This is a genomic window from Phnomibacter ginsenosidimutans, from assembly GCF_009740285.1.
GTDB classification, from domain to species: domain Bacteria; phylum Bacteroidota; class Bacteroidia; order Chitinophagales; family Chitinophagaceae; genus Phnomibacter; species Phnomibacter ginsenosidimutans.
This window is the reverse complement of record NZ_CP046566.1, coordinates 1,669,086-1,687,428: the sequence shown is the minus strand read 5'-3', so window position 1 is coordinate 1,687,428 and position 18,343 is coordinate 1,669,086. Positions and strand designations below refer to the sequence as shown.

The window sequence follows — 18,343 nt, the reverse complement described above, 5'->3', positions numbered from 1 at the left end:
ACTTTAACCCTTAAAACAACCAACATGAAAAATTTCTTGTCAGCAATATTAACAGGGCAGGATTTCTTTTTGTTGGAGTGATCTTATAAATTTTTATAACCATGTTTTATACCAATGCCAAATCGAGCACTTGTTGCATTGTTTTAACATAGTGGAAGGTCATTCCACCAATAAATGAGGGATCGATTTCCTTCACATCTTTTTCATTTTGCCAGCACAAAATCACTTCTTTTAAACCAGCTCTTTTGGCGGCCAATATTTTTTCTTTGATACCACCAACGGGTAGCACCTGTCCACGCAACGTAATTTCACCGGTCATGGCCAGGTAGGGCTTTACCCTGCGGCCTGTAAACACAGATGTAAGCGCTGTAAGCATGGTGACACCAGCACTTGGGCCATCTTTAGGTACAGCACCTTCGGGCACGTGTATGTGTATGCTACGCTTGTTGAATAGCTCCGCATCAACACCAATCTTTTTGGCATTGGCTTGCAAATATGTCAATGCAGTGCTGGCGCTTTCTTTCATTACATTGCCCAGGTTGCCGGTGAGTTTCAATTCACCTTTGCCTTCGCTCAGCAGTGCTTCAATAAACAGAATGTCTCCGCCAACATACGTCCAGGCCAAGCCAACAGCCACGCCGGGTTGGTTCACGGTTTTATACATATCGTTGCTATAGCGGGGCACACCCAAAATCTTCTCTACATCTTTCGCCAACACCTGCGTTTTCATTTTGCCATTCGTAGCAAACTCACGGGCCTTGTACCGCATCACAGACGCCACTTGTCTGTCGAGCTCCCGCACACCGCTTTCACGAGTGTAAGACTCTACAATTTTTTCAATCACCGGATCGGCAATCTTCAGGTTTTGCCTGGCCAAACCATGTGCTTCCTGTTGTTTGGGAATGAGGTGTCGCTTCGCAATCTCCACTTTCTCTTCAATGGCATAGCCAGAAAGATCGATGATTTCCAAACGGTCGCGAAGTGCCGGCTGAATACTCTGCAAACTGTTGGCCGTGGCAATGAACAACACTTTGCTCAGGTCGTATTCCAGCTCCAGATAGTTGTCGTAAAAAGAATTATTTTGCTCAGGGTCGAGCACTTCGAGTAAGGCACTGGAAGGATCGCCGCGATGGTCGTTGCCCACCTTGTCAATCTCATCCAAAATCATCACCGGATTGCTGGTTTTTACCTTACGCAGGTTTTGCAAAATGCGGCCCGGCATGGCACCAATGTATGTTTTGCGGTGACCGCGGATTTCACTTTCATCGTGCAAACCACCGAGGCTCAGGCGTACATACTTACGGCCAATGGCATGGGCAATGCTGCGTCCCAATGAAGTTTTACCAATACCCGGAGGACCAACGAAACAAAGGATGGGACTTTTCATATCGCCCTTGAGTTTCAGTACGGCCAGATATTCTAAAATACGCTCCTTGATTTTGTGCATGCCATAGTGATCGGCATCCAATACTTTCTTGGCGTTTTTCAGATCGTAATTGTCTTCGGTGGTTTCATCCCAAGGCAGGTCCAGCATCAAATCGAGGTGGTTGTACACCACGCTGTAATCAGGTGTGCTAGGGTGCATACGTTCTAGTTTTTCAATGCCCGTACTAAAAGCTTGTTTAGCAGCAAGCAGGCCATTTTTTGCCTTCTGCTTTCTGGCGCATTTGGTTTACCTCGGCCACATTATCGGTACCCAACTCTTCTTTGATACTCTTGAGTTGCTGCTGCAAAAATACTCCCGCTGCTGCTTGTCTATTTCGGTGCGGGTTTTATTCGTCACCTGATCTTTCAGCTGCGCAAATTGGAGTTCCCGGTGCAGCAGGCGGTTCAGTTCTTCGGCACGTTTATCAATGTCGTTCAGCTCCAGTATTTGCTGCTTCTCTTTTACATCGGTGTTCATATTTCCGGCCACAAAGTGGATGAGGAAAGATGGGTTCTCGATGTTTTTGAGAATGATGGCCGCTTCGCTGGGAATGTTGGGCGACAGCTGAATGATTTGTGTGGCCAGTTCTTTAATGTTGCTCACCAACGCATCAAAATTCTGATCCTTGGGTTGTTCCGTTTCCTGCAGGTATTCTACACTGGCTTTGAAATATGGGTCTTGCTCCAAAATGTTCAGCAACCGAAAACGGCGCTTACCCTGCAAAATCACCGTAGTGCCGCCATCGGGCATTTTGATGAGTTTGATGATTTTGGCCACAGTACCAATCTCCACCAAATCTTCCGGGGAAGGCTCTTCTACGCTGCTGTCTTTTTGCGCCAAAACGGCAATCAGTTTGTCGCCTTTGTACGCATCATTTACTGCTTTGATGCTTTTGTCGCGGCCCACGGTAATGGGTATAACCACGCCGGGAAACAATACGGTATTGCGCAAAGGCAGCACCGGCACCACATCAGGATATACTATGCTTTTGTCTTCTTCCTGCTCTCCTTCCGTAATGGGAATGATGGGCATGAAGTCTACATCGTCTTCACTATTCATAAAAAAAGGCTGCTGCGATCTACTCATATATTTTACTTGAAACGATTGTCAAAATACTACACAACGTGCAGGAGAAAGAATGGACCAATATTAATGCCAAAGGGGCCAACCTTGCCGATATGGCGCAATTGACCCCTTGAGCAGTGGAATATATGACAGGTTAGAAGACGAAGCCGACGCCCAACTGAATGGTTTGTTGCTTCCACGGATCCTGCCCGTCTACATTGTTCATTTCTTTGATGCCCCAGCCATAACGGGCACTTACCCGCAGTTTGCTCAGCATCACATTGGCGCCAGCTACAAAAGCAATGTCGCCATCGCTAAAAGCCGATTTGGCATTGTTGAACAGCCCCTCACCTTTTTTCATATTGATGCTGAACTGTGGCCCTGCCGAAAACGAGAGGATATTGGCCACCCGCCAGTTGAGTGTTACGGGTATGGTTAAAGCCTGCAGCTTTATGCTGGTCAGCGTATCGGGTATGAGCAGGTTTTGGTAAATGTCGTTGAAATTGCTGCTGGTGCTCAAGTTGGTTTCGGTAAATAACACTTCTGGTTGCAGGTAAAATTTCTTGCCCAGTTTTACTTCGGCAAAGGCACCGGCAAAATAGCCCAGCTGAAAACTTTCCTTGAAAGATTTGCCTTCCATTTTCACCAGATTGGCGCCAGCCTTTGGGCCAATTTTTATGAACTGCGCAAAGGATGTAGCAGAAAAGAACAGCAGAAAACATAGTGTGCCAATAACTCGCATAGAGAGATGATTTTTTATCATAACGAATGGGTGATGAAAAATGATACACCGACTGCTACAGCAAGCCGTTAAAAACTTACACCAGTGGTGAGGTTGAAGAATGTATTCCAACGGCTTTGCGCCTTAGGAATAATGTACGACAACGTAAGCTGGCCCTGAAGGTAAAAGGCACCCACACCTAACATGGCTGCATTGGTGATGTTGAAATTTTGCAACGCAAAACTGGTAGAGGGTGGCGTAAAAGCATCGCCATATAAGCTTTGGAAATACTGCACATTGGTAAGATTGGTCATACGTGGGCCGTTCAATGAATTGAGTGGCGTATTGGAACCATAAGTAGCCGTGCCGCCCAATACCAGCAAGCTGGGTGTATAGCGGAAAAATAATTTCGGATGCTTTTCGGAAGTATGAATGAAGTCGTGGCGTACGCTGAACATAATGCTGAAATCACTCACATTGGCAATACGTTGCTGACGGCTGAGGTAGCGTACAATGGGTGCAAACCGACGATACCGAACCGTGTCAATAAATTTCAACCCTTCCAATTCATCATACTGACCCCATGCGTAATCCAATGCCAGCTTGGGTTGCAGCCACGACTTCTTCAACACAGTATATGCATACAATTCATTTACCAACGGTGAAATGTAAAAATCAACATCCTTTTTATTGAAGTAGTGGAAATAAGAAATGCCGGCTGCTACTTTTTTATTTCTGAAGTCAAATGCCGGCGATATGTATTGCTGATATACACTCAGCGAACCATTGCTATTGGTAAAGTTGGCTCCTGCTGATAATGACAAACCCGACTTGTGGTAATACCCCAAACCGGCATTGTAAAAAATGTGGTTGGTGCTTACATCGAAGCTGGCATTTTGCAACGCAAATGTGCCATTGCCCATGCCCACGTTTACATCGAAATAACTTTTTTGGGAAGCACCCGCCAACCCCAGCATCCGCAGTTCATTGAGCAATGAATCATACAGTGCAGTTGTGTCTACTCCCAATGCGGCGTAGTCAATGGCAGTGTCTTGCTGGGCTTTTGCCGCAGGCGAAAAAAGAAGGCATACAGCAATGATGCCTGTCACAAAAAGCGAACGAAGTGTATTCATAAAGCAGCATAAAGGTATGGGGCTATGACCTGAAAGATGCTGCTGAGTTTAACCGTTTACACCAATTCAATCACGGTTATTTCTGGCAAAATGCCCACCCGGCCGGGGTAGCCTATAAAACCGAAGCCACGGTTGACGTACAGTTTTTGTGCACCCGTTTCATACAAGCCGGCCCATTGCTTGTACATCCACTTTACGGGGCTCCACCGGAAGCCGGGAATTTCAACCCCAAACTGCATGCCATGGGTATGGCCGCTTAAAGTGAGGTCAATGTTCGGATGGTCTTTTACCACTTCTGCATCCCAATGGCTGGGGTCGTGGCTCATGAGAATATTGAACGATGTATCGGGCTTGTTGTGCAGGGCTTTTGCCAAACTGCCATAGCTGTGAAAGTTGCCTTTGCCGCTGATGTTCTGTACACCAATCAACCCAATTTGTGCGTCCTCTTTTTGCAGCACCACATTTTCATCCCACAACAGGCGCCAGCCCAATTCGGCATGCACTTTGCGCAGCGCAGCCTGGTTGGCCAGTTTTTCTTCATCGGTTTTCCAACGTACGTAGTCACCATAATCGTGGTTACCAAACGTGCTGTACACACCTTGCTTGGCCTGCACCCGGCTAAACACATCCATGAAAGGTTCCATTTCTGTAGCCCGGTCGTTTACCATATCGCCGGTGAACAGCACCACGTCGGCTGCCTGCTCATTGATGAGCTGCACTCCCCTCAGCACGGCTTCTTTATCGGTAAAGCTACCGCTGTGTATATCGCTGATGTGCACCAGCTTAAAACCTTTGAAAGCCTTGGGCAAATTGGGGTACGCCAATTGTATTTTTCTTACCTGATAGTTGTATTTGTTTTTGAAACCATATAGCAGCGACCCGAACAAACCGCCACCAATGCCCAGGCCCAGCCAGCTCAAAAACACACTCCGGCTGATGCCTTCACCCGCTTCGATACCGGCTGCTTTTTTAGCTGCAAAAAATCCGGCGCCCCACTGAAACAACCGGCGGATATCATCCATCAGAAAGAAAGGAATGCTCACCAGTTGAGCCAGAAAAAAGCCCACCGGAATGGCAAACAAATACGTACGAACTGCCTTTGGCCACGTATCAAACTGTACGTAGGGCAGGCTGGCCATCAGGGCAAAGCCCAGGCCACAAATGAGCCAGTAGATACTGTATACAATGATTCTGGTACGGCCGGTCCAGTTGACAGAAACGGTTTTCAAAGCCTGGAAAACATACCAGTTGACCAGTAATAGAACGAGTAAAAAAATAATAGAGCCGCTGGCGCTACGCATAATGTGAGTTGCTGTTATAATTGCAGGCCGCAAGTTGCATATTTGCAGCGCAATTCATTTGGGTATACAGAAAAATGTAAAAAAATTAGCAATGAAACTCACTTACTACGGTCATTCATGCTTTTTGGTTGAAACAGCAGGCAAAAAACTGTTGTTCGATCCGTTTATCCGCTACAATGAGCTGGCTGCTTCGGTAGATGTAGCTGCCATTAAGGCCGACTACATTTTGCTGTCGCATGCCCATCAGGACCATGTGGCCGATGCCGTAGAAATAGCCAAGGCCAACAATGCCACCGTCATTTGTGCCTATGAACTGATGGGTTGGCTCAACCAACAGGGTCATGACAATGTACACCCCATGAACACCGGCGGTCAGCGCCAGTTTGATTTCGGAACGGTAAAATGTGTGGTGGCGCACCACAGCAGCAGCCTGCCCGATGGCAGCTATGGCGGCAATCCCATGGGTTTTATCATCAACAGCACCGAAGGCGATTTTTACTACAGCGGCGATACGGCCCTCACCATGGACATGCAGTTGATACCCCTATGGGGAAAAATCAAATTTGCCGTGCTTCCCATCGGCGATAATTTCACCATGGGTGCCAGTGATGCAGCCATTGCTGCGGAGTGGGTAAAAACCACGCAGGTGGTAGGGGTGCATTACGATACCTTTGGCTACATTGTGGTAGACAAAGCGGCAGCCACACAGGCTTTCGCCAGCAAAAACATCACACTCACCCTGCCAGCAATTGGCGAAACAATTGAACTTTAATATCAACAGCAATAAGCAAGGAAGAGGCGGATTACAATGGCAAGAACGATTGGTATAGCAAATCAGAAAGGCGGTGTTGGTAAAACCACCACGGCCATCAACCTGGCGGCCAGCCTGGCCGTATTGGAATACAGAACATTGTTGGTGGATGCCGACCCACAGGCCAACAGCACCACTGGTGTAGGCTTCGATTTGCAAAACATCAACCTGAGCCTGTACGACTGTCTGGTAAACAATGTACCTGCAGCCGATGTGGTGCTCAAAACAGATATTCCTAACCTCGACCTTATTCCTTCTCACATCGATCTGGTGGGTGCCGAAATAGAAATGATCAACCACCCCAACCGCGAAAATGTGCTGAAGCAACTGCTGCAGCCCTTACAGGAAAAATATGACCTCATCGTTATCGACTGCTCCCCTTCGCTGGGCCTTATCACTGTAAATGCATTGGTGGCTGCCGATTCAGTGGCCATCCCTGTACAAACAGAATTTTTTGCCCTCGAAGGTTTGGGCAAGCTCCTCAATACCATCAAGATTGTACAAAACCGCCTCAATCCGCAGTTGGAAATTGAAGGCATTTTGATGACCATGTACGATGGCCGTTTGCGCCTGTGCAACCAAGTGGTCAGCGAAGTTCGCCGTCACTTTGAGTCACTCGTTTTCGAAACCATCATTCACCGCAACACCCGTCTGAGCGAAGCCCCCAGCGTAGGCAAGCCGGTGATTTTGTACGATGCCGAAAGCAAAGGCGCCAACAATTATCTCAATCTGGCCAAGGAAGTGTTGCAGAAAAACAACATGACCAAAATTTCGGAAGAAGACCGCTACATTCTGTAGTCTTTTACCCGGATATTTTATAGCGGCACAAACCCTTTGTGGCCGTACTTTTGCCGTCCCCCAAGAGTATACAACATGAGTAAGACAGATCAGAAAGCCATGATTGGCAAAGGCCTGCGCAGCCTGCTGAGCAATATCGATTCCGACCTGAAAACCAAAGACGGCCATCTGAAGGAAGAAGTGGTGCAAAAGTCCACTGGCATTACTCGTATACCCCTGGCAGATATTGAGGTAAACCCCAAGCAGCCCCGCCGCGATTTTGATGAGCAGGCCTTGCAGGAGTTAGCGGCCAGCATCAAAATTCATGATATCATACAGCCGCTGACTGTAGCCAAAATGGCCGGTCCGGGCAATAAATACCGCCTCATTGCCGGCGAACGTCGTTTCAGGGCGTCAAAAATTGCGGGCCTGACTGATGTGCCCGTGTACGTTCGTGAAGGCAACGACAAGCAACTGCTCGAACTATCGCTGTTAGAAAACCTGCAGCGGGAAGACCTGAACGCCATTGAAATAGCGCTGAGCTACAAGCGGCTAATGGATGAGCTGCATTACACGCAGGAAGAAGTAGCCGAACGCATGGGTAAAGAACGGAGCACCGTGGCCAACTATGTTCGCCTGCTGAAACTCCCACCCGATTTGCAAGTGGCGGTACGTACCAGCGTCATTAGCATGGGTCACGCCAGAGCCTTGGTAAATGTGGATGAAGTAGACAAGCAGTTGTTCATTTTTAAAGAAGTGGCCGCCAAAGGTTTGTCTGTAAGGCAAACAGAAGAATTGGTACGCAACATTTACAAAAACGCCAAGCCGGCTGTTAAAGCTGCTGCAAAAAACAATCTGCCTCCGGCGTACAAAAGATTGGAAGATAACTTAGCCTCTCATTTCGGAACCAAAGTGATGATGAAGCATGCCAAATCTGGTGTTGGAGCCATTACCATCGAATATTATTCGCTTCAGGAGCTCAATAAAATCCTCGACATCGTTGGCGTCAAAGTTCAATAAACCACTCTGGCTCACAGGGCTGCTGTTGTGCTTATGCCTGTTGGGCATTGCACAATCCAAAAAGCCGACGCCTTCACCGGCGGTGGCCGACACTGCTGCTACAGTAGCGGGTGCTCCTGTCAACCAAAAACCAGCACCCGATTCAGCCTACGTTGCCGATTCGCTCCGCAAAAAGCAAATCCGCCGGGTTACCCGCCGCTCGGCTATTTTGCCGGGCTGGGGCCAGGCCAGCAACCGGCAAGCCTGGAAAATACCCTTTGTGTATGCCGCCATTGGTATTCCCGCTTACCTTTTTTTCGACAATATTAAGCTGTACCGTCAGCTGAAAGATGCCTACATTATTGTAACCGACAGCGATCCTGCCAACAACGCCTTACTGCCGGAGTACCTGCAACCGCTGGCGCCCTATCCCAATACCATCAAACGCTACCGCGATGAATACCGCCGCAATGTAGATTACAGTGCAGTGGCTTTTCTGATAGCCTGGGGCCTCAATGTAGCCGATGCCACAGTATTTGCCAACCTCCGTGATTTTGATGTAAGCGACAACCTGAGTATGCGCATTTCGCCACAATACAATCCTGTACAAAAAACAACGGGCTTTCAATTGGTGCTGCGCCCCAAAAACAACAAGCCTAAATACGCTTCCGTTATCACCCGATAAATACAGCAATCGCATTATGAAAGTAGCACTCATTGGCTATGGAAAAATGGGTAAAACCATTGAGCAAATTCTGCTAGACCGAGGTCATCAGGTAGTGTTGATTATTGATAAAGACAACCTGCACGACCTGAACAATACCAACCTGCAACAAGCAGATGTGGCCATCGAATTTTCTAATCCGGAAAGCGCCGTACACAACATGCTGGCTTGCTTTGATGCCGGTACGCCCGTGGTGTGTGGTTCTACTGGCTGGTTGAGTCGCAAGGAAGAAATTGAAAAAGCTTGCACCGTCAAAAATGCCGGTCTCATTCATGCCAGCAACTTCAGTTTGGGTGTCAATTTGTTTTTTGAACTCAACCGTAGTTTGGCCCGGCTCATGCATCCGCACAAGGAATACGCCGTGCAACTCACCGAAATTCACCACAGCGCCAAGCTGGATGCGCCCAGTGGTACCGCCATTTCGCTGGCCGAACAGGTGATGGAATCGTACACCGAAAAAGCCCGCTGGGTGAATAGTCCCAGCGATAATCCTGCCGACTTATATATCGAAAGCCAGCGGATTGACCCGGCACCCGGTACCCATACCATCACTTACAGCTCTCCTATTGATGATATTTCCATTACGCATACCGCCCATAGCAGGCAAGGGTTTGCCTTAGGAGCAGTATTGGCTGCAGAGTTTTTGGCGGGCAAAAAAGGCATTTACACCATGCGCCAGGTATTAGGCTTATAAGTATAATCGTTGATAATCAATAAGCTGTATTTTCGATTGCACTTTTATACCGGCAAGGTTTGCAGGTAAAAACTGGCAGCACACACGCAAAATTTTGCAGGCAATGTGCAAAGTTTACCCCCCGAAGCAGCACGCTGCGTGCCGGCCTAAAGCTTGCAAAATCCTATTTTTGCCTGCTTTTGTGTAGAAGCTACGCAAAGCAACCTTTATTACAAGCAATCGACATACAATGAATAAGCCAACTAAAATAGGTGTTCTTACATCCGGCGGTGATAGCCCCGGTATGAACGCCGCCATCCGGGCCGTGGTTCGTACAGGCCTGCATTACGGACTTGAAGTGTTTGGTATTCACCGCGGCTATGCCGGCATGGTGGAAGATGATATTGAACCAATGAACAGCCGCAGTGTGGCCAACATTATACAGCGGGGTGGTACCATTTTAAAAACAGCCCGTTGTAAAGAGTTCATGACTCCAGAAGGCCGCAAAATTGCATACGACAATCTGCGTAAACATGGCATAGACGGACTGGTGATTATTGGCGGTGACGGTAGTTTCCGTGGCGCCCAAATTTTCAGCAACGAATACGATATCCCCTGCATTGGCATTCCCGGCACCATTGATAAAGACATGGCCGGTACCGATTTTACCATTGGTTTTGATACCGCAGTAAATACGGCCGTACGTGCCATCGATAAAATTCGTGATACAGCAGATGCCCACGACCGTTTGTTTATTGTAGAAGTGATGGGCCGCGATGCCGGATACATTGCCTTGCACAGTGGTATTGCTACCGGTGCAGAGCATATCCTCATTCCCGAAACCAAAACGAACGTAGAAGAAATTATTGCCGGACTTACAGAAAAAGAAAAGCGCCGCAAACTTGTAAACCTGATTGTTGTAGCCGAAGGCGACGACACAGGAGGTGGCGATGAAGTAGGCAAAATGGTAAAAGAACGACTGCCCAATGCCGATGTGCGGGTTTGTATTTTGGGGCACATCCAACGTGGTGGCTCTCCTACATGCCTCGACCGTTTGATAGCCAGCCGCATGGGCTACCACGCAGTAGAATGCCTGATGGAAGGCAAACACAATGTGATGGTGGGCATTGTAAACAACCGAATGCATTATCTTCCGCTCGACAATGCGGTGAAGGCCAAAGAACGCTTCAACAAAGAGTGGTTGCGGATTGTAAAAATACTGGCCAGCTAAGCCTATCAACATCGATTTTTGATCATCAGAGCCTTATAAATATTTAAGCAAACAATGAGCAGACACAGCGAGAAATATGCCTATACCGGTAAAGACAAACAAATTGGTATTGAGCATAGCAATAAGCGTACAAAAATTGTAGCCACAGTAGGCCCGGCATCAGCCGATTACGACACGATGCTTCGCCTCTGTCAGGCGGGTGTAAATGTTTTCCGACTCAACTTTTCGCATGGCAGCCACGAGGATAAAAAAGCCATCATCGACAATATTCACCGCATCAATAGCGAACAGCCTTTTGAAATTGCCATCCTTGGCGATTTGCAGGGCCCAAAACTTCGGGTAGGTGAAATTGAAAACAATGCGCTGCCTGTAGCGCCGGGGGATATCCTCACATTTACCAACGAGAAATGTGTGGGTACTAAAGAAAAAATCTACGTTAGCTATCCAAACCTGGCTGGCGACGTTACCATTGGCAACAAAATTTTGATTGACGATGGTAAGCTCGAAGTAGTAGTAAAAACCATTGAACGCAATGGTGACGTAAAAGTTGAAGTGACTATTGGTGGTGTTTTGTCCAGCAAAAAAGGCATCAACCTGCCCGATACAAAAATCTCTTTGCCAGCACTGACAGACAAAGATTTGGCTGATTTGGAATTCATCATTGAGCAAAAGCTCGACTGGGTTGCCCTTTCGTTTGTACGGAGTGTAAAAGACCTGGTTATTTTGCGCAGCAAGCTCGACGAGAAAAAGAGTAAGACTAAAATCATTGCTAAGATTGAAAAGCCTGAAGCCATCACCAACATCCGTGACATCATTTTGGAAAGTGATGCCATTATGATTGCCCGTGGCGATTTGGGTGTAGAAATGCCGGTTGAAAAAGTACCCATGATTCAGAAAGATCGATCAGAAAGTGCATGCATAGAGCTAAGCCCGTGATTGTAGCTACCCAAATGATGGAAAGCATGATTGACAGGGTAAAACCAAACCGTAGCGAAATTACCGACGTGGCCAACGCCGTTTTGGAAGGCGCCGATGCAGTAATGCTGAGCGGCGAAACTGCTACCGGTGAGCACCCCGTGCTGGTGGTAGAAACCATGACCAAGATTATCAAGGAAATTGAAGCTACTGCATACCAGTACGACCGCGAAGAAATGATGAAGCCTCAACCGCATTCACCCTCTTTCTTAAGCGATGCTATTTGCTACAATGCCTGTAAAATGGCTCTCGACGTAAATGCAGATGCGTTAATTGGTATGACACAGAGTGGTTACACTGCCTTTATGCTGAGCAGCTATCGCCCCAAGGCACCTTTGTATATTTTCACAAAAGAAACCAGCCTGGTGCCACAGTTGAGTTTAAGTTGGGGTGTACGTGCCTTTTACTATGCCGAAGAGGAAAGCCTCGATGATATCATTGGTGATCAGATTGATATTCTCAAGCAACGCGGCTATATCAAAAATGGCGATGTAGTCATCAATACCGGAAGTACGCCGGTAGATCCGCATCTGCCAACCAACGTAATTAAAGTAACAAGAGTAAGCTAAACCCATGTATAACAATAACAGAGGAAACAGAAGCGGCGGCGGTGGTTATGGTCGCGGCGACAATAACAGAGGTGGCGGCGGTGGCCGTGGTGGATATGGCAATCGTGGTGGTGGCGGCTTTCGCCCCCGTGGTCAGCAGGATTTTCGTCCCAAACGCAATCCACTGCCAGAAGGTTTTGCCCTTTATTACGTAGCCCTCATTTGCCCCGATGAGCTGAATGAAAAAGTGAAAGCACAGAAAGAATACATGTTTGAACAATACGGTTGCAGGGCTGCGGGTAAATCACCTGCGCATATCACCATTGTTCCTCCTTTCCGTGCAGAAGAAGATCTTCAGCAAAACTTGCTCGATTTTGTGACCACTTTCAATATCGGTATTGCACCATTTACCGTAGACCTCAATGGCTACGGCAATTTCGGCGACCGTGTATTGTTTATAGATGTGGCACCAAACCAGCAATTGTTGCAGCTGGAGCAAGAATGCATGCAGGAATTTACCGATCAGTTTCCTTCTATCATTTTTGGTATGAAGCCTCCTTTCAATCCACATGTTACCATTGCCACCCGTGATATTCCAGAAGGAAAATTGCAGGAAGCAAAAGCTTATTTTGAAGCACAGGGTTCATTTGCCGAACAGTTTGATGCAAAAGAGTTGCGACTCGTAAAACTCGATCACGGCAACTGGAATGTTGTATAACGAACGTCAGAAAAACCGGACTTGCTCCGGTTTTTTTTATGCGCTGGCGGCAGGTATTTAATCCAGCATTATCTTGACCAATATGAGAAAAAATTTCATGATGCTCTTGCTGCTTTGCATAGCAGCCAACAGTTGGGCACAGCCCTTTATGGCCGACTCCGCCTTTATTGCCAACAACTATGTGAAGCAGGAAAAAATGATTCCGATGCGGGATGGCATTCGCCTGTTTACCTCTATTTACATTCCAAAAGACTCGGCAGAGCGGCATCCCATTTTGCTCACCCGAACTCCGTACAGTTGTGCCCCTTATGGCGTAGATAAGTTTCGGGCCATCTGGAATACGAACCATGGTTTGTACGCCATGAAAAAATACATCATTGTTTTTCAGGATGTACGTGGCCGATACATGAGCGAAGGTCAGTTTGAAGATGTTCGTCCATTTAACCCTAATAAAAAAGGCGAAGAAACGGATGAAGCCAGCGACACTTACGACGCTATTGACTGGCTGGTAAAATACCTGCCGGGCAACAATGGTAAAGTGGGTGTTTTCGGCATTTCCTACCCGGGTTTTTACAGCACCATGGCTGCGGCCAGCCATCATCCAGCGTTGAAAGCAGTTTCGCCACAGGCCCCTGTAACCGATTGGTTTATGGGCGACGATTTTCATCACAACGGCGCATTTATGTTGTTTGATGGTTTCGAATTTTACAAAGGATTTGGTGTACCCCGCCCCCAGCCTGTTACCCGCTACAATCCAGGCTATCAGCGTACAGAAAAAGACGCTTACAAGTTTTACCTCGAAACAGGCCCCTTGCCCGCATTCAACAACCGTTATCTGGGCGACAGCATCGCTTTTTGGAACACCCTGATGAAACACCCCGTGTACAATGAATTTTGGCAGGCAAGGGATGCCCGCAAAGCGGTCAACAATTTACAACCCGCTATGCTGGTAGTAGGCGGTACTTACGATGCCGAAGATTGCTTTGGTGCTTGGAATTTGTACAAGGCTATTGAAACTGCCAATCCCCGTCATTACAACAAAATAACCATGGGGCCTTGGTTTCATGGCGCCTGGGGTGGACGGAGTAATGGTAGCTACCTTGGTGCAGTGAAGTTTGGCAGCAACACTTCTTACTGGTATCAGCAGCATGTTGAGTTGCCCTTCTTCGAGCATTTCCTCAACAACAAACCCGCTACAGATATTGCCGAAGCCACGGTGTTTTTTAGCGGTAGCAACGAATGGAAACAATTCAACGAATGGCCGGTGAAAAACATGCAAGAACAAGCCCTGTTTTTTCAGCCAGGTGGTAAGCTGTCTTTCAAACGGCCGGCAGCGCTTAAACCCACTGAAAAACCCGAAGGCAAAAAAGCATTCACCAGCTACATAAGCGATCCGGCCAATCCGGTGCCCCATGAAGGTTCTACCGTAATTGAAAGCAGAACCCGTGAGTACATGACCAACGACCAACGCTTTGCCAGTGCCCGCAAAGATGTACTCACTTTTAAGACTGAAGTACTGAAAGAAAACCTGACACTTGGCGGTCCGGTATATGCTGATTTGATGGTGAGCACCGATGCCACCGATATTGATTTAGTAGTCAAAATCATTGATGAGTTTCCTAATAATGTAAGTAAAGCAACATCAGGCGCCGACACGGTATACAGCGGTCTTACTGATATGAACGGCTATCAAATGCTGGTACGGGGCGAAATTATGCGGGGCAAATTCCGCAACAGTTTTGAAGCACCAGAGCCGTTTGTGCCCAATAAAATTACCCGGGTGAAATTTTACCTGCCTGATGTGGCCCATGTTTTCCAGAAAGGACATCGTTTGGTGATTCAGGTGCAAAGCAGCTGGTTCCCGTTGGTAGACCGCAATCCGCAAACCTTTACCAACATTTACGAGGCAAAGCCCGAAGATTTTAAGAAGGCCAGCATTCAATTGTACCATACCGAAGGCGTGGCCAGCCGCATTTTACTGCCTGTGATTCCTAATGAATAACATTCCGATTATAGTGCACAAAAAAGGCGACTGCATCTGCAGTCGCCTTTTTTTATTTCCGTACACTGAATTAGCCTTTTGCTTCAGCAGCAGCGGCTTCCATTTCAGCCATTTCACTTTCGTCTAATCCGCCACATTTCCACCAGATGGCACTCCACACATGGTCGAGAGCCACTTCTTCTACCCCTTCATATCCGGTACAAGTCAGGCATCCCCAACTACCTTCACGGTTGAGGTCACTTACAATTTTGGAAGTGGTTTTGGGATAAGCCACCCACAATTTGCCTCCTTCTCTCAAGGCAGGCATTACGTCTTTCAGAATGTTCCTCAACTGGTTTTCATTCACCGCAAATACCAATGCCCAGTCAATTTTTCTTGACTTCAACAGAGGCGTCACATTCTTAGCGAATGAGAGCTTGGCAAATTGTTTTTCAATGGAGGAAGGAAGTCCCTGGATTAGCAGGTTTTTCTCATCTGTCAAACGAAGTTTTTCTACAATGCTAGGCTGCGACATCTCTCAACAAAACTGTTTGATAAAGAATAAAGGTTAAAGAAATCGAAGGTGCAAAGTTACAAAAAGTATCTAAGACTTAGCCTGTTCTTGATACATAATTTCAAATAATTCAGTAATATCCGCCCTTATTTATAAGAGATTCTCCAAAAAAGCCTATTTCCCTTTAGTGCTGAGATACAGTTTTTTAGCTTCTGGCATTTGCTTTTGCAACTCAGCAATCCGGGTTTCTTCTGCTGGGTGGGTGCTGGCAAATTCGGGAGGTTTGTTGCCTTTGCTCAACTCTCCCATACGTTGCCACAATGGAATGGCTTCTTCAGGATTGTAACCGGCCATGGCCGCAAACTGCAAGCCCAGTTTGTCGGCCTCCAGTTCCTGCTTACGGCTGAAAGGCAAAATGACACCCAGTGTGGAAGCTGCACCAAATGCGGTCATAAACGCAGCCTGGGTTTGTTGCGGTTTACCCGCCATCATACCCTGCAGGCCCAACGCTGCCAACTCGGTACCTAACTGCTGATGGATGCGTTGCTTGCCATGTTCGGCCAAGGCATGGGCTACTTCGTGGCCCATCACTACAGCAAGGGCATCATCATTTTTGGTAACGGGCAGCAAGCCAGTGTACACTGCAATTTTACCGCCGGGCATGCACCAGGCATTTACTTCTTTGCTGTCAATCAAATTGTATTCCCATTTGTAAGTGGCCATTTCGGCTTGCATGCCCTGATCGTTGTAGTATTTGGTAACCGCAGCGGCAATGCGTTTACCAATTTCCGCAACCTTTTTGGCATGAGCGGTTCCTGTTATCAGTTTGCTTTGCTGCAATACTTGTTTGTATTGAGTTTCCGACAGCGACAGCATTTGCGCAGAAGAAATAATATTCAACTGTTTTTTGCCTGTCACTTTGTTGGTGGTACAGGCATATACAAAAATCAACCCTCCAATTAAGGGTATCCAAACTTGTTTCATGTGTGTCGTTTTTATTTCAGGTGCAAAAATTCGTGCCTGAAATTGTTGCTGAATTACTAATTCGGCGAAAGCGAAAAATCTTCGTTGAACCCACTAACGATTAAGCATCCCTGCGACTCTTTCTTCTGTCGCGGTAGGTAAAAATCCGGGCTTTGCTTTCATTGCCATTGAGCAAACGGCCAATATTTTTCTGGTGCGTTACAATTACCAGCAATGCCACAGCAATGGCAAAAATGCGATACAACAATTCCGGCTCGTTAAATACCACCAAAATAAGTACAGGCAATGCCAGACTGGCCAGTATAGAGCTCAGCGATACAAAGCGGGTAAGATACAATACCAGTAAAAAAACAGCTACAACAGAAATAGCAACGAGTGGTTGAATGGCTATGACCATACCAAAAACAGTGGCTACACCCTTACCGCCTTTGAAGCCCGCCCAAATGGGAAAAATGTGGCCCAGAACAGCTGCCAAACCAAGGCCAATCATGAAATTGGTGCGGTCGAGCTGGTTGGTGAGGTAATAAGGAAGTAACAAGTAAAGAAAAGAAGCCAGCACACCTTTAAGAATATCTACCACCATTACAAACGAGCCCCAGGAAGTACCTAGTACACGGAATGTATTGGTAGCGCCGGCGTTGCCACTACCATAATCACGAATATCAATGCCGAAGAAAAATTTACTTACCCAAACGGCTGTAGGTATGGAACCTATCATGTAGGCTACCACAATCAACAAAAATTCCTGCATTCTAACTAACTGCTTTCTGTTTACAATACGCTCCCGGGTGTGGCGGTGTGAGTTTTTTTACAGAAAAGTCAAAGCTAACACTCTGGCTAAAATAGGGAATTCAACATTAACAATCAAACACCTGTGTCAGTAAAGCGCATCGAAATCCACCCATCTTTCTGCAGGGTATGCTGCCATTGTAACCCCAGCGCTTCTACCGCTGCCTTTACTTCGGCCTCGTCGACGGTAAGTAAGCCGCTCAGCAGCCAGGTACCACCCGGGGCCGTAATGGCTTTCATAGCGGGCAAATGGGCCATAATTACATGTTTGTTGATATTGGCCAGTACAATGGGATAAGTATGGCCCACAGGTACCTTATCGGCCAGTTGCAGTTCAATGCCCTCCACCTTGTTTACCGATACATTTTCGATGGCATTGTCAATGCTCCAGGTATCATTGTCGATACCGAGCACACGAATGGCGCCGAGCTTGGCAGCCAGTATGGCCAGTACACCAGTACCAGTGCCAAAGTCGAAAACCGATTTTCCTGTAAAATCCAAGGTCGACATTTCTTTAACCATCAGCCAGGTAGTGGCATGGTGGCCGGTACCAAAACTCATTTTAGGAGTGATGATGAGCTCATGAAGAACCGTTGTTACCGGTGCATGAAAAGCAGCACGGACGGCTGCAAAATCTTCAATCAATACCGGCTCAAAAGATGACTCCCACAGCGCATTCCAGTTTTGCTGGGCCACCTCAGCCACGGTAAATGTTAATCCCTGATTTTTTAACAGCAACTCGATTGCTGCTGCGTCGGTTTCCTCTTTTTTGCCAGAGGCGGTCAACTGCCTCTCTCCTTCTTCAAAGCCTTCGATACCCAGCAGCGAAAGTTCTGCTATCAATAAATCAGCAGCATCAGTGCCGGGCTCAATCTGAATCTGGTATTGCAGGTAAATGAGTGCTTCTTGCATAGTAGTAAAGCAAAAGGCTGTTTCCATTGTTGGGGTTGCCAACTTTGGAAACAGCCTATAG

19 protein-coding genes are annotated in these 18,343 nt (G+C 47.2%); 10 read left to right on the top strand and 9 right to left on the bottom strand.

Annotation, left to right across the window (positions count from 1 at the left end; all coding sequences use genetic code 11):
- Positions 1 to 106: 106 nt before the first annotated feature.
- The 5 genes from lon to GLV81_RS07260 all read right to left on the bottom strand — a co-directional run bounded on the left by lon (position 107) and on the right by GLV81_RS07260 (position 5,646).
- Positions 107 to 1,636, bottom strand: coding sequence for an endopeptidase La (gene lon / locus GLV81_RS20130; protein WP_281350823.1), 1,530 nt, complete (start codon positions 1,634 to 1,636; stop codon positions 107 to 109).
- 36 nt (positions 1,637 to 1,672) lie between these two features.
- Entirely contained in the window at positions 1,673 to 2,512 is an 840-nt protein-coding gene (locus GLV81_RS20125) for an LON peptidase substrate-binding domain-containing protein (protein WP_246186305.1), read from the bottom strand.
- Between the two features lie 133 nt (positions 2,513 to 2,645).
- Positions 2,646 to 3,233: an outer membrane beta-barrel protein gene (locus GLV81_RS07270; protein ID WP_197429011.1), complete on the bottom strand. Its 588-nt coding sequence runs from the start codon at positions 3,231 to 3,233 to the stop codon at positions 2,646 to 2,648.
- Between the two features lie 68 nt (positions 3,234 to 3,301).
- Complete coding sequence (locus GLV81_RS07265; protein WP_157478151.1) at positions 3,302 to 4,345, bottom strand: hypothetical protein; 1,044 nt, start codon at positions 4,343 to 4,345, stop codon at positions 3,302 to 3,304.
- 56 nt (positions 4,346 to 4,401) lie between these two features.
- A complete protein-coding gene (locus GLV81_RS07260; protein ID WP_157478149.1) occupies positions 4,402 to 5,646 on the bottom strand; it encodes a metallophosphoesterase in 1,245 nt (414 codons plus the stop codon).
- 91 nt (positions 5,647 to 5,737) lie between these two features.
- Here GLV81_RS07260 and GLV81_RS07255 point away from each other — a divergent pair, with 91 nt between their 5' ends.
- The 10 genes from GLV81_RS07255 (at position 5,738) to GLV81_RS07215 (ending at position 15,104) form a co-directional block, all read left to right on the top strand.
- Positions 5,738 to 6,418, top strand: a complete 681-nt coding sequence (locus GLV81_RS07255) for a metal-dependent hydrolase (RefSeq protein ID WP_157478147.1) — start codon at positions 5,738 to 5,740, stop codon at positions 6,416 to 6,418.
- 36 nt (positions 6,419 to 6,454) lie between these two features.
- Complete coding sequence (locus GLV81_RS07250) at positions 6,455 to 7,255, top strand: ParA family protein (RefSeq protein ID WP_157478145.1); 801 nt, start codon at positions 6,455 to 6,457, stop codon at positions 7,253 to 7,255.
- A 75-nt stretch (positions 7,256 to 7,330) separates the two neighbouring features.
- The gene (locus tag GLV81_RS07245; protein ID WP_157478143.1) at positions 7,331 to 8,254 is read left to right on the top strand and encodes a ParB/RepB/Spo0J family partition protein; all 924 of its coding nucleotides are present in this window, start codon (positions 7,331 to 7,333) and stop codon (positions 8,252 to 8,254) included.
- Positions 8,235 to 8,918 (top strand): DUF5683 domain-containing protein, encoded by a 684-nt coding sequence (locus GLV81_RS07240; protein ID WP_157478141.1) that lies wholly within the window; start codon positions 8,235 to 8,237, stop codon positions 8,916 to 8,918. The genes GLV81_RS07245 and GLV81_RS07240 overlap by 20 nt, the downstream gene beginning before the upstream one ends.
- Positions 8,919 to 8,934: 16 nt before the next feature.
- Entirely contained in the window at positions 8,935 to 9,651 is a 717-nt protein-coding gene (gene dapB / locus GLV81_RS07235) for a 4-hydroxy-tetrahydrodipicolinate reductase (RefSeq protein WP_157478139.1), read from the top strand.
- Between the two features lie 229 nt (positions 9,652 to 9,880).
- Positions 9,881 to 10,861, top strand: coding sequence for a 6-phosphofructokinase (pfkA, locus tag GLV81_RS07230; protein ID WP_157478137.1), 981 nt, complete (start codon positions 9,881 to 9,883; stop codon positions 10,859 to 10,861).
- A gap of 54 nt (positions 10,862 to 10,915) precedes the next feature.
- Positions 10,916 to 11,797 (top strand): pyruvate kinase, encoded by an 882-nt coding sequence (gene pyk, locus GLV81_RS20120; protein WP_281350803.1) that lies wholly within the window; start codon positions 10,916 to 10,918, stop codon positions 11,795 to 11,797.
- Positions 11,776 to 12,405, top strand: coding sequence for a pyruvate kinase (locus GLV81_RS21170; RefSeq protein ID WP_281350802.1), 630 nt, complete (start codon positions 11,776 to 11,778; stop codon positions 12,403 to 12,405). Before pyk ends, GLV81_RS21170 begins: the two co-directional genes overlap by 22 nt.
- Positions 12,406 to 12,409: 4 nt before the next feature.
- Positions 12,410 to 13,102 (top strand): 2'-5' RNA ligase family protein, encoded by a 693-nt coding sequence (locus GLV81_RS07220; protein ID WP_157478135.1) that lies wholly within the window; start codon positions 12,410 to 12,412, stop codon positions 13,100 to 13,102.
- Between the two features lie 82 nt (positions 13,103 to 13,184).
- Positions 13,185 to 15,104 carry a CocE/NonD family hydrolase gene (locus tag GLV81_RS07215; protein WP_157478133.1) on the top strand — a complete coding sequence of 640 codons (1,920 nt, stop codon included), beginning with the start codon at positions 13,185 to 13,187 and terminating at the stop codon, positions 15,102 to 15,104.
- A gap of 70 nt (positions 15,105 to 15,174) precedes the next feature.
- Here GLV81_RS07215 and GLV81_RS07210 read toward each other — a convergent pair whose 3' ends face one another.
- The 4 genes from GLV81_RS07210 to prmA form a co-directional block, all read right to left on the bottom strand.
- On the bottom strand, positions 15,175 to 15,618 hold the full coding sequence (locus GLV81_RS07210; protein ID WP_197429010.1) for a hypothetical protein: 444 nt from the start codon (positions 15,616 to 15,618) through the stop codon (positions 15,175 to 15,177).
- 153 nt (positions 15,619 to 15,771) lie between these two features.
- The gene (locus tag GLV81_RS07205) at positions 15,772 to 16,581 is read right to left on the bottom strand and encodes a M48 family metallopeptidase (protein WP_157478131.1); all 810 of its coding nucleotides are present in this window, start codon (positions 16,579 to 16,581) and stop codon (positions 15,772 to 15,774) included.
- A gap of 100 nt (positions 16,582 to 16,681) precedes the next feature.
- On the bottom strand, positions 16,682 to 17,332 hold the full coding sequence (gene plsY / locus GLV81_RS07200; RefSeq protein WP_157478129.1) for a glycerol-3-phosphate 1-O-acyltransferase PlsY: 651 nt from the start codon (positions 17,330 to 17,332) through the stop codon (positions 16,682 to 16,684).
- A 113-nt stretch (positions 17,333 to 17,445) separates the two neighbouring features.
- Complete coding sequence (prmA, locus tag GLV81_RS07195; RefSeq protein WP_246186304.1) at positions 17,446 to 18,309, bottom strand: 50S ribosomal protein L11 methyltransferase; 864 nt, start codon at positions 18,307 to 18,309, stop codon at positions 17,446 to 17,448.
- Between the last annotated feature and the right edge of the window lie 34 nt (positions 18,310 to 18,343).